The 12,245-nt window shown below is 68.6% G+C and carries 11 protein-coding genes; all 11 read left to right on the forward strand.

Annotation, left to right across the window (positions count from 1 at the left end; translation table 11 throughout):
* Positions 1-133: 133 nt before the first annotated feature.
* The 11 genes from M3190_RS07345 to M3190_RS07395 all read left to right on the forward strand — a co-directional run bounded on the left by M3190_RS07345 (position 134) and on the right by M3190_RS07395 (position 12,242).
* Positions 134-1,117 carry an ABC transporter permease gene (locus M3190_RS07345; protein WP_251580259.1) on the forward strand — a complete coding sequence of 328 codons (984 nt, stop codon included), beginning with the start codon at positions 134-136 and terminating at the stop codon, positions 1,115-1,117.
* 2 nt (positions 1,118-1,119) lie between these two features.
* Positions 1,120-2,046 carry an ABC transporter permease gene (locus M3190_RS07350; RefSeq protein WP_251580261.1) on the forward strand — a complete coding sequence of 309 codons (927 nt, stop codon included), beginning with the start codon at positions 1,120-1,122 and terminating at the stop codon, positions 2,044-2,046.
* Positions 2,039-4,153: a dipeptide ABC transporter ATP-binding protein gene (locus M3190_RS07355; RefSeq protein ID WP_251580262.1), complete on the forward strand. Its 2,115-nt coding sequence runs from the start codon at positions 2,039-2,041 to the stop codon at positions 4,151-4,153. Before M3190_RS07350 ends, M3190_RS07355 begins: the two co-directional genes overlap by 8 nt.
* A 49-nt stretch (positions 4,154-4,202) precedes the next feature.
* Positions 4,203-5,891, forward strand: coding sequence for an ABC transporter family substrate-binding protein (locus tag M3190_RS07360; protein WP_251580264.1), 1,689 nt, complete (start codon positions 4,203-4,205; stop codon positions 5,889-5,891).
* Positions 5,892-6,031: 140 nt separating this feature from the next.
* Positions 6,032-7,945, forward strand: coding sequence for a translational GTPase TypA (typA, locus tag M3190_RS07365; protein WP_251580272.1), 1,914 nt, complete (start codon positions 6,032-6,034; stop codon positions 7,943-7,945).
* Positions 7,946-7,949: 4 nt separating this feature from the next.
* Entirely contained in the window at positions 7,950-8,657 is a 708-nt protein-coding gene (locus M3190_RS07370; RefSeq protein WP_251580274.1) for an AzlC family ABC transporter permease, read from the forward strand.
* Positions 8,654-8,968 carry an AzlD domain-containing protein gene (locus M3190_RS07375; RefSeq protein WP_251580276.1) on the forward strand — a complete coding sequence of 105 codons (315 nt, stop codon included), beginning with the start codon at positions 8,654-8,656 and terminating at the stop codon, positions 8,966-8,968. The genes M3190_RS07370 and M3190_RS07375 overlap by 4 nt, the downstream gene beginning before the upstream one ends.
* Before the next feature lie 32 nt (positions 8,969-9,000).
* On the forward strand, positions 9,001-9,387 hold the full coding sequence (locus M3190_RS07380; RefSeq protein ID WP_251580278.1) for a DUF6113 family protein: 387 nt from the start codon (positions 9,001-9,003) through the stop codon (positions 9,385-9,387).
* Between the two features lie 10 nt (positions 9,388-9,397).
* Positions 9,398-9,718: a ferredoxin gene (fdxA, locus tag M3190_RS07385; RefSeq protein ID WP_064001806.1), complete on the forward strand. Its 321-nt coding sequence runs from the start codon at positions 9,398-9,400 to the stop codon at positions 9,716-9,718.
* A gap of 6 nt (positions 9,719-9,724) precedes the next feature.
* Positions 9,725-10,834 (forward strand): succinyldiaminopimelate transaminase, encoded by a 1,110-nt coding sequence (gene dapC / locus M3190_RS07390; RefSeq protein WP_251580280.1) that lies wholly within the window; start codon positions 9,725-9,727, stop codon positions 10,832-10,834.
* A 112-nt stretch (positions 10,835-10,946) separates the two neighbouring features.
* Entirely contained in the window at positions 10,947-12,242 is a 1,296-nt protein-coding gene (locus M3190_RS07395) for a citrate synthase (protein WP_251580288.1), read from the forward strand.
* Positions 12,243-12,245 lie beyond the last annotated feature (3 nt).

Here is a 12,245-nt window from a genome sequence, read left to right on the forward strand (position 1 = left end):
TCGTGAAACGAACTGTTCACCGTTTGGTCGGATCGATGGGCATGTTTGTTAGCGTTGTGCGGACGGGGCAGCGAAGCCCCGATTGGCAAGGCGTCCTCGACGCCGGAACGGCCGGAGAGGACACCCGAGACGCGTGACGCTGTATCTGATCAGGAGAATCCTGAATTACGCGATCCTCACCCTCGTAGCGACCTCGATGGCCTACGTGCTCGCGAGCATCGGACTGGTCCCCGAACGCCGGTTCCTTCAGCGGAACCCTCCGGTGCCGCAGTCGACCATCGACGGGATCCTGGACCGTTGGGGGGTCAATCCCGAGGACCCGCTGCTGCTCCGGCTCTTCCGCTGGCTCGGCAACCTCTTCACGCAGGGATCCCTCGGTCTGACCACCGGTAATCAGCCGGTCGTCGAGCAGATCTTCACGCGTGCGGGAGTCAGTCTGCAGCTGCTCCTGGTGGGCTCGATCATCGGAGCGATCCTCGGCGTGGTCCTCGGCGTGTGGGGCGCCGTGCGCCAGTACCGGACGAGCGACCGCATCGTCACTGCAGCGTCCTACCTGCTCTTCGCGACGCCGACGGTCGTCATGGCCATCCTGCTCATGATCCTCGCCACCTATTTCAACCAGGCGGCGGGATCGCAGATCATCCGGTTCACGGGTCAGTACTCGCCGGGCATCCCGAACGAGTTCTGGCCGCAGCTGGGGGATCGGCTCTCACACCTCCTGCTGCCCACCCTGGTCCTCATCCTCGGCGCCGCCGCATCGTACAGCCGGTACCAGCGCAGCGCGATGCTCGACGTGCTCGGTGCCGACTACATCCGGACCGCGCGGTCGAAGGGCCGCACGCGCGGGTCGGCTCTGGTCCGGCACGGTGTGCGCGTCGCCCTCATCCCGATGTCGACGTTCTTCGCCTACAGCTTCGGCACCCTCGTCGCGGGGGCGACGATGCTCGAGATCATGTTCGGCTGGCACGGGATGGGCGAGCTGACGATCCAGGCGGTGCAGCAGGACGACGTCAACGCGGTGGCCGGCTCGACGATGTTCGTCGCCGTCCTCATCCTCTGCTCGTCGACGCTCTCCGAAATCTTGTACGCCGCCCTCGACCCGCGCGTGCGGAGGTAATCATGGTCATCCCTCTCGAACAATCGGCCGAGGTCGCCGAGCTCTCGGTCTCCGCCGACCAGAAGCCTCGCAAGCCGCTCACCCGTTCACGCCTGATCTGGCAGCGGCTGCGCTCGTCGAAGCAGTTCTGGATCGGCTCCACGGTGCTCGTGGCGATCATCCTGTGGGCGGTGATCGGGCCGCTCGTCTGGCCGATCTCGCACACGACGCGCGACTACTTCTCCCTCAACCAGGGGCCGAGCCCGGCGCACCCGTTCGGCACCGACACCCTCGGCTACGACCTGTTCGCTCAGACGATGGCCGGTCTGCGCATCTCGCTGATCGTCGGATTCGTCGCCGGTCCGCTCGCGACGCTCATCGCCGGTTTCGTCGGCGCCATCGCCGGCTACGTCGGCGGCTGGAGCGACAAGGTCATCGCCTGGTTCATCGACCTGCTGCTCGTGCTGCCCGCCTTCTTCATCCTGGTGCTGCTGTTCCCCTTCTTCCGGGAGTCCGGCTGGATCGTCATGACCTTCTTCCTCGCCCTGTTCGGCTGGATGATCATGGCGCAGGTGATCCGTTCGCAGACACGGTCGCTGCGCGAGCGTGAGTTCGTGAAGGCCGCGCGGTACATGGGCTTCGGCACGTGGTCCGTCGTCACCCGCCACGTCGTCCCGAACGTCGCCTCGCTGCTCATCATCGACGCGACGCTGGGTGTGGGCGCGATGATCCTTGCCGAGACGAGTCTCAGCTTCTTCGGGTTCGGTGTGCAGGCGCCCGAGGTGTCCCTCGGCACGCTGATCGCCGCCGGCAACACGGCGGCCGCGACCCGCCCCTGGCTGTTCGTCTTCCCCGCCGGCACGCTCGTCGTTCTGCTGTTGAGCCTGAGTCTCGTCGGCGACGCTCTGCGCGACGCCATCGATCCCACGTCTGGAGCCAACCGTGGTTGACGAATTGCTGCGTTCGGTCGAGGACTCCGCTCGCGACAAGCGACGCCCGATCCTCGAGGTCCGGAATCTGTCGGTGACCTTCCCCCAGCGCGACGGGTCGCCCGTGCGCGCCGTGCGCGATGTGAGCTACACGATCCACGAGGGCGAGTTCCTCGGCATCGTGGGGGAGTCCGGGTCCGGAAAGTCGGTGTCCTCCCTGGCCGTCATGGGTCTCCTGCCCGACACGGCGCAGGTCGAGGGCGAGATCCTGTTCCAGGGACAGAACCTCCTCACCCTCGACGACCGGCGACTCTCCGGCATCCGCGGCCGTGAACTGGCGATCATCTTCCAGGATCCGCTGTCCGCGCTGACCCCCGTCTACACCGTGGGCGACCAGATCGCCGAGGCGCTGCGCCTGCACGACTCCGCCCTCAGCAAGCAGGCGGCCGCGGCGCGCGCCGTCGAACTGCTGAAGGTCGTCGGCATCCCCGATGCCCCACGTCGAGCCAAGGCGTTCCCGCACGAGTTCTCCGGCGGCATGCGTCAGCGGGCGATGATCGCCATCGCGATCGCCAACAACCCGCGCCTGATCATCGCGGACGAGCCGACGACCGCCCTCGACGTCACGATCCAGGCGCAGATCCTGGAAGTCCTCGAGGAGGCGAAGCGCATCACGGGCGCAGCCGTGTCGCTCATCACCCACGACCTCGGTGTCGTGGCCGGTCATGCCGACAACGTCGGCGTGATGTACGCCGGCAAGATGGTCGAGTACGGCAGCGTCGAAACCATCTTCCGCGAGCCGGTCATGCCGTACACGGTCGGTCTGCTCCGGTCCGTGCCGAACATCCGCACCGCGGGGACCGAGCGACTCGTTCCGCTCGAGGGGCGTCCGCCGTCCCTCGCATCGCTTCCGAAGGGCTGTCCCTTCGCGGCGCGTTGCCCCGCCGCGATCGCGGTGTGCCATGAGGTCGAGCCCGAACTCGTCCCCGCCGGGCGTGCGGTCGGTCAGTTGGCCGCCTGCCACCGCTCCGATGAGCTGGCGGAGGGGACGCTGCGGCGCTCCGAGATCTTCCCCCGTCCCGAGCCCTTGCCGGCCGAGGTCGTGGCGGAGACCACAGAGGCGCCCATCGTCGAGGTACGCGACCTGAAGCGGCACTTCCCGCTCTACCGCGGCGGCGTGTTCCGTCGCCGGGTGGGCGACGTCAAGGCCGTCGACGGCGTCTCCTTCGACCTGCGGGAGGGTCGCGTACTCGCCCTGGTCGGGGAGTCCGGATGCGGCAAGACGACCACCATCCTCGAGATGATGGAGCTCACCGCCCCGCAGGGCGGTCGGATCACCTTCGACGGGAAGGACGTCGCGTCGCTGACCCGCAAGGGTCGACGCGACCTGCGACGCGACATCCAGATCGTCTTCCAGGATCCCGCCGCCGCCGTGGACCCGCGCCTTCCGATCGGCGAGGTCATCGCGGAGCCGCTCCTCGTGCACGACGTCCCCAAGGCTCAGCGCGACGAACGGGTCGTGGAGCTCCTCGAACTCGTGGGACTCGACCCCGCCATGGCCGACCGCTATCCGCACGAGTTCTCGGGCGGTCAGCGGCAGCGGATCGGCATCGCGCGAGCACTCGCGACGAACCCGAAGGTGCTCGTCCTCGATGAGCCCGTCTCGGCCCTCGACGTGTCGATCCAGGCAGGTGTCATCAACCTGCTGCAGGACCTGCGCGACCGCCTGGGGCTGTCGATGGTCTTCGTCGCACACGACCTGGCGGTGGTCCGTCAGCTGGCCGACGACGTGTCGGTCATGTACCTGGGTCGGATCGTCGAGTCCGGCCCGATCGCCGAGGTCTTCAGCAACCCCCGGCATCCGTACACCCAGGCGCTCATGTCGGCGGCTCCCATCCCGGACCCGCACATCGAGCGCACCCGGGAGCGCGTGCTGCTGGACGGCGACCTGCCGAGCCCGGCCGTCGAGATCCAGGGATGCCGCTTCCGCACCCGGTGCCCGCTGTTCCGACTCCTCCCCGAAGAGGACCAGCGGCTCTGCCTGGGGGAGTACCCCGAGCTGGCGCGGCACGGCCGCGTCGAGGTCTCCTGCCACCACGTCGACAAGAACGTCCTCGTCGTCACCTGACCCCTGAACTCCGTCCTTTCCGGCGGACCCAAGAAGAAAGTAGATGCACATGATCCGTAAGACAGCACTTGCGGGTCTTGCTGTGCTCAGCGCGGGAGCTCTCATGCTCACCGCCTGTGCTGGCGGGACCACGTCGTCGCCGTCGCCGTCCTCCTCGGCGTCGCCCGAATCGCTCCCCCTGGTCGGTTACGAGGAGGTGTCCTACGGCGACCTCACCGACGGCGGCAACCTCAACCTGTCCGTCACCAGCAGCCCGACCGATGAGGGCAGCTGGAACCCGAATCACGCCCTGGCGGCCAACGTCGACGTGCAGAAGCTCCTCGAGCCGACGCTCTCCTCGATGTGGGTCATCGCCGAGGACGGCAGCTGGACGGCGAACCCCGACTACGCGACCTCGATCGAACTCACGAGCGAGGAACCGCAGGTCGTCACCGTCAAGCTGAACGAGAGCGCCGTCTGGCCCGACGGCAGCCCGATCACGGCCGAGGACTACGCCGCGACCTACGCGGCTGCCGGCGGCGCGGAGGAGGGCTACGAGGTCGTCCCGTCGTCGGTCTTCGACGCGATCGACTCCGTCGACGTCGTGAGCGACTTCGAGTACACGGTCTCCTTCACGGGTGCGTACGCCGACTGGCCGAGCCTGTTCAGCACCCCGGTCCTCCCCGCTGACATCGCGAACGACAAGGAGGCCTTCAACAGCGGCTTCGCCTCCGAGGCCGTTCCCTCCGCGGGTCCCTACGTCGTCGACGAGATCGACAACAGCGCGAAGATCTTCAAGCTGGTTCCGAACCCGAACTGGTGGGGCGCCAACGCTCCGAAGCTCGACAGCATCACCTTCAAGGTGATCGCGCAGGAGACGCTCCCGCAGGCGTACGCCAACGACGAGATCGACTCGATCGAGATCCAGACTCCCGACGCCCTCGAGACCGCCAGCGGCAAGGAAGGCGCCGTCGTCGGTCGCTCGGGTGGCGTCACCTGGTCGCACCTGACCTTCAACGCGACCGCCGCGCCGTTCGACGACGTCAACGTCCGCAAGGCCGTCGGCATGGCGATCGACCGCGAGCTGATCGCCCGCGTCGCCAACGAGCCGCTGGGCGCCCCGGCTACCACGCTCGGCGACTGGATCTTCATGCCCGGTCAGGCCGGCTACAGCGACGTCTTCGGTGAGGTCATCGGCAGCGACACCGACGCGGCGGAGAGCCTGCTCGAGGAGGCCGGCTGGACCAAGGGCGACGACGGCTGGACGAAGGACGGCGAGACCCTCACCTTCGCGATCACCGTCCCCGCAGGCACGCAGTCGAACATCAACCGCGCGCTCGGTGTCCAGGACTCCCTGGCTCGCATCGGTGTCGAGGTCACGCTCAACGAGGTCCCGAGCGAGAACTACTTCACCAACATCGACGCCGGTGACTTCCAGGCGGTGACGTTCGGTTGGCAGGGCACCCTGTTCCCGATCTCGTCCGCTGAGACGATCTACACCCCCGCCGACTCCCCGCAGAACTACTCGGGCGTCACGGACGACCGTCTCGCCGGCCTCTGGGAGCAGGCGAACGCCGAGCTCGACGAGGACGCGCGTCTGGGCATCGCCAAGGAGATCAACGAAGTGATCGCCGACTTCCTGCCGAGCGTTCCGATCTACCCCTACCCGGAGGTCGTCGCGACCGACGAGGGCCTCGCGAACTACGGCACCGCCACGTTCAAGAACACGGACTGGACCCTGGTCGGCTACACCGAGTGATCCGAGCATCGCTCACCTGCATCACCTGAACACCGGCGGGGCGGGGACCGAAAGGTCCTCGCCCCGTCGGCGTGTCACGGGCTGCGGTAAAGTGGACTGCCGGCATCCCGGCAACACCCTCTCTGCAAGGAACTCCCTTCATGGCGCACGCCCTCCGTCCTGACCTCCGCAACGTCGCGATCGTCGCGCACGTCGACCACGGCAAGACGACGCTCGTCGACGCCATGCTGCGCCAGACCGGCTCGTTCGGTGAGCACGCGCATGTCGAAGAGCGCGCGATGGACTCGAACGACCTCGAGCGCGAGAAGGGCATCACGATCCTCGCCAAGAACACGGCGATCACCTACAACGGCGTCCACACCGATCAGCCGATCACGATCAACGTGATCGACACCCCGGGTCACGCGGACTTCGGCGGCGAGGTCGAGCGCGGCCTGTCGATGGTGGACGGCGTCGTCCTGCTGGTGGATGCCTCCGAGGGCCCGCTCCCGCAGACGCGCTTCGTCCTGCGCAAGGCGCTCGAGGCCAAGCTCCCCGTCATCCTGCTCGTGAACAAGACCGACCGTCCCGACGCCCGGATCGCGGAGGTCGAGGAGGAGGCGCACGACCTGCTGCTGGGCCTCGCGTCCGACCTGCAGGACGATGTCCCCGACCTCGACGTCGACGCACTGCTCGACGTTCCGGTCGTCTACGCCTCCGGTCGCGCCGGCGCCGCCTCGCGCACGCGCCCCGACAACGGCTCGCTGCCCGACAACGACGACCTCGAGCCGCTGTTCGAGGCGATCCTCGAGCACGTCCCCGCGCCGTCGTACGACGACGAGGCCCCGCTGCAGGCCTGGGTCACGAACCTCGACTCGTCGCCGTTCCTCGGGCGTCTCGCGCTCCTGCGTGTGTTCAACGGCACGCTCAAGAAGGGCCAGACGGTCGCGTGGGTGCGCTCCGACGGCTCGACGAGCAACGCCCGCATCACCGAGCTGCTCATGACGCGCGCGCTCGAGCGCTATCCCGCCGAGTCGGCCGGTCCCGGCGACATCGTCGCGATCGCCGGCTTCGAGAACATCACGATCGGCGAGACCATCGCCGACCCCGAGGACATCCGTCCCCTTCCCGCCATCACGGTGGACGACCCCGCCATCTCGATGACGATCGGCACGAACACCTCGCCGCTCATGGGCAAGGTCAAGGGGCACAAGCTCACGGCCCGGATGGTGAAGGACCGCCTCGACCGCGAGCTCATCGGCAACGTGTCCCTGAAGGTCGTCGACATCGGCCAGCCGGACGCGTGGGAGGTCCAGGGTCGCGGCGAGCTCGCCCTTGCGATCCTCGTCGAGAACATGCGCCGCGAGGGCTTCGAGCTCACCGTCGGCAAGCCGCAGGTCGTCACGCGTCGTGACGAGAACGGCAAGCTCACCGAGCCGTTCGAGCACCTCACGATCGACGCCCCCGAGGAGCACCTCGGCGCGATCACGCAGCTCATGGCCGGCCGCAAGGGCCGCATGGAGACGATGACGAACCACGGCACCGGCTGGGTGCGCATGGAGTTCATCGTCCCCTCGCGCGGTCTCATCGGCTTCCGCAGCGAGTTCCTCACCATCACGCGCGGCACGGGCATCGCCAACGCGATCTCGCACGGCTACGACGAGTGGGCGGGTGCGATCTCGACCCGTCAGAACGGCTCGATCGTCGCCGACCGCGCCGGTGTCGTCACTCCCTTCGCGATGATCGCGCTGCAGGAGCGTATGAGCTTCTTCGTGCAGCCGACCGAGGAGGTCTACGAGGGCATGGTCATCGGCGAGAACTCGCGCGCCGACGACATGGACGTCAACATCACGAAGGAGAAGAAGCTCACGAACATGCGTTCGTCGACGTCGGACTCCTTCGAGTCGATGACGCCGCCGCGTGTGCTCACGCTCGAGGAGAGCCTCGAGTTCGCCCGCGACGACGAATGCGTCGAGGTGACCCCTGAGAAGGTGCGCATCCGCAAGGTCGTGCTCGACGCGACCGAGCGCGGCCGCGCCGCCTCGCGGCTGAAGCGCCAGGACGCCGGCTCCTGACGCGGTGACGGGGGAGGAGCAGCCTCCGACGCGGCGGGCGTGGCGCGACTCCCTCGGAGTCGCGCTGGCGACGAGCGCGTACGGGGTCTCTTTCGGCGCCCTCGCCGTGGCCTCCGGGCTCGATGTGTGGCAGACCTGCGTCCTCAGCCTGTTCATGTTCACGGGCGGATCGCAGTTCGCCTTCGTCGGTGTGATCGGCGGCGGAGGACTCCCGGGCGCGGCGATCGCGTCGGCGGGACTTCTCGGCATGCGCAACGTGGCCTACGGGCTGCGGATGTCGCCGGTCGTCGGGTCGGGCTTCTGGCGGCGGGCCGCGGCATCCCACTTCACCATCGACGAGTCCACGGCGGTGGCCCTTGCGCAGACGGATGCCGGTGCGCGCCGCATCGGCTTCTGGGTGACCGGCATCGGCATCTACCTCGGCTGGAACCTCACCACCCTCGCCGGCGCCTTGCTGGGTGACGTGCTCGGGGACGTCCGCGCCTACGGATTGGATGCCGCGGCCGCGGGAGCGTTCCTCGCTCTGCTGTGGCCGCGTCTGCGCCGTCGTCAGGCGATCGCGGTGGGCGTCGCGGCGGCGGTCGTCGCGGCGATCTCGACGCCGCTTCTCATGCCGGGCCTCCCGGTCCTCGTCGCCGCGGTCGTCGCGCTCGTCGTCGGGTGGGCGAACTGGCTGGGTGCGCGTGAGACCACCTCGGAGGTCGCGTCGTGACGCTGTGGCATTCCATCCTTCTCGCCTCGATCGTCTGCGTCGCGCTGAAGACCGTGGGCTATCTGGTGCCGCCGGCGTGGTTCGATGCGCCGCGACCGTCGCGCACGATCGACCTCCTCACGGTCGCCCTGCTCGCGGCGCTCGTCGTCGTCCAGACCCTGGGTGCAGGTCAGGCCGTCGTCGTCGACGCCCGTCTGCCTGCCGTCCTGGTCGCGGCCGGGCTGCTGGTCATCCGCGCACCCTTCCTCGTGGTGGTGGTCGCGGCCGCCGCGACCGCGGCTCTGCTGCGACTGTGGGGCTGGGCGGCATGAGCGGCCCGGAAGCGCGCGCCTAGACTGTGCAGGTGAACGCACTGCTCGCCCGGATCGCCACGTGGGTCCTCGCCGCCGTCATCGGCGTGGTCTACGGGGTGGCCGGCACGATCGGCCAGGCGGTCGTCTGGGGAGTGGTGCCGGTCGGCCTGCTCATCGCGGCCACGGGGTTCACCGCGCTCCTGATCGCGGTGCGCGCCCTGACGGGGGAGCGCGCGTCGGCCCTCGCCTGCGGCCTCGGTGCGATGGTCGCGACCCTGCTGTTCGCCAACGAGGGACCCGGCGGCTCCGTCGTCGTGCCCGCCCCGCCGGAGGGTGCGGCGATCACGCCCGGCCTGATCTGGACCTTCCTCGTGCCGCTGGTCGCCGCGCTGGTCGTGGCGTGGCCGTCGGCATCCCGCCTCCGATCCACGAACTAGACTCGAACCCGTGACGTATGTGATCGCCCTCCCGTGCGTGGATGTCAAAGACCGAGCCTGTATCGACGAGTGCCCCGTCGACTGCATCTACGAAGGCGAGCGGTCGCTCTACATCCACCCGGACGAGTGCGTCGACTGCGGCGCCTGCGAGCCGGTCTGCCCGGTCGAGGCCATCTACTACGAGGACGACCTCCCGGCGGAGTGGCAGGACTACTACACCGCGAACGTGGAGTTCTTCGAGGACATCGGCTCGCCCGGTGGTGCCGCGAAGGTCGGGGTCATCGCGAAGGACCACCCCGTCATCGCGGGGCTTCCGCCGCAGGCGCACTGACCTCCCATGAGCGTCCGCGACCTCGCCGACTACCCATGGGACGCCGTCGCCCCGTACGCGCAGCGCGCGAGGCAGCATCCTGACGGCATCGTCGACCTCTCCATCGGCTCACCGGTGGACCCCACCCCCGACGTGGTCGCCGACGCACTCCGGCGGGCGACCGACGCGCATGCCTACCCGCAGACGGTCGGCACCCCGGCGCTGCGCGAGGCGATCGCCGCCTGGTACGCGCGCCGACGCGGCGTCCCCGGGCTCACGTCCGCTCACGTGATCCCGACGGTCGGTTCGAAGGAGCTCGTGGCGCTGCTGCCGCTGCTGCTCGCGCTCGGGCCCGGCGACACCGTCGTCCATCCCCGGGCGGCCTACCCGTCCTACGAGGTGGGTGCGCGTCTGGTCGGCGCCGACGCGCTCGCGTCCGACGACCCCGACGAATGGCCCGCGGGGACCCGCCTGGTCTGGCTCAACTCGCCCGGCAACCCCGACGGTCGTGTGCTGGGCGTCGACGACCTGCGCCGCGCCGTCCACCGTGCGCGCGAACTGGGAGCGGTGCTCGCCTCGGACGAGTGCTACGCCGAGCTCGGGTGGGACGGTCCGTGGGCGGATGCCGCTGTGCCGAGCGTCCTCGACCCGCGGGTGACAGACGGGCACCTGACGGGCCTGCTGTCGGTCTACTCGCTCAGCAAGCAGTCCAACCTCGCCGGGTACCGCGCCGCGTTCCTCGCCGGCGACGCCGACCTGGTGGCGGGACTCGTGACCGCGCGGAAGCACCTGGGCCTGATGGTGCCGGGTCCCGTGCAGGACGCCATGGTCGCGGCGCTGGCCGACGACGCCCATGTCGAGCACCAGCGGGCGCTGTACCGGGCGCGTCGCGACGTCCTCAAGCCGGCCGTCGAGGCGGCGGGCTTCCGGATCGATCACAGCGAAGGCGGGCTCTACCTGTGGGCCACCGCGGGGGAGGATGCGTGGGAGTCGATCGCGCGGCTCGCCGAGCTCGGCATCCTCGCGGGTCCGGGACACTTCTACGGCTCGCACTACCCGCAGCACGTGCGGTTCTCGCTGACGGCGACCGACGAGCGCATCGCCGCGGCGGCCCGGCGGCTGACCGCATCCTCGTAGCATCTTCGTAGGTTTCCTCTCACGGATGCCGCGATCCGTTGGGCGCGTCAGGAGAGGTGCCATCTCCCCGTTAGGCTGTGAAGACCGCTCCCGACGACCGCAAGGAGGCTTCGTGACCAACGCGGACACCCCTCAGAAGGCCACCGTGACCATTGGTGACACGACCGCGGAGCTTCCGCTCGTCGCCGGGAGCGAAGGGGTGCCGAGCGTCGACTTCTCCTCGTTCACGAAGCAGACCGGGTACACCTCGCTCGACTACGGCTTCGTGAACACGGCGTCGACGAAGTCCGCCATCACCTACATCGACGGCGATCAGGGCATCCTGCGCTACCGCGGGTACCCGATCGAGCAGCTCGCCCAGCACAGCACCTACCTCGAAGTGGCATGGCTCCTGCTGTACGGCGAGCTCCCCACCGCAGACGAGCTGGCGGGCTGGGACGAGAAGATCCGTCGGCACACCCTCCTCCACGAGGACCTCAAGCACTTCTTCTCGGCCCTGCCGCACACCGCGCACCCCATGTCGGTGCTCTCGGCTGCGACGGCCGCGCTCTCGACGTACTACGAGGGTCAGAGCGACCCTCACAACCCCGAGCACGTCGAGCTCAACACGATCCGGATGCTGGCGAAGCTCCCCGTGATCGCGGCGTACGCGCACAAGAAGAGCATCGGACACGCGTTCCTCTACCCGGACAACTCGCTCAGCTTCGTCGACAACTTCCTGAAGCTGAACTTCGGCAACAACGCCGAGCCCTACGAGATCAACCCGGTCATGTCCCGCGCGCTCGAGCGGCTGCTCATCCTCCACGAGGACCACGAGCAGAACGCCTCGACCTCGACCGTCCGCCTCGTCGGATCGACGGGCGCCAATCAGTTCTCGTCGATCTCGGCGGGCATCAACGCTCTCTACGGCCCTCTTCACGGCGGCGCGAACGAGGCCGTCCTCGACATGCTCGCGCGCATCCGCGACTCGGGTGAGAGCGTCCAGCGCTTCGTCGAGCGGGTGAAGAACAAGGAGGACGGTGTCAAGCTCATGGGCTTCGGACACCGCGTCTACAAGAACTACGACCCGCGGGCGAAGCTCGTGAAGGAGTCCGCCGACGAGGTGCTCCGCGAGCTCGGGGTCGAGGATCCGCTCCTCGCCCTCGCCAACGAGCTCGAGGAGATCGCGCTCAACGACGACTACTTCAAGGAGCGTCGCCTCTACCCGAACGTCGACTTCTACACCGGCGTCATCTACAAGGCGATGGGCTTCCCGACGCGGATGTTCACGCCGCTGTTCGCGATCGGCCGCCTCCCCGGGTGGCTCGCGCACTGGCGCGAGATGCAGAACGACCCGCAGACCAAGATCGGTCGCCCGCAGCAGCTGTACACGGGGGCGACGGAGCGGGACTACCCCGTTTCCCGCTGACGC

Origin of the sequence: Microbacterium oleivorans, from assembly GCF_023715745.1 — a bacterium.
Lineage (GTDB): Bacteria > Actinomycetota > Actinomycetes > Actinomycetales > Microbacteriaceae > Microbacterium > Microbacterium oleivorans_D.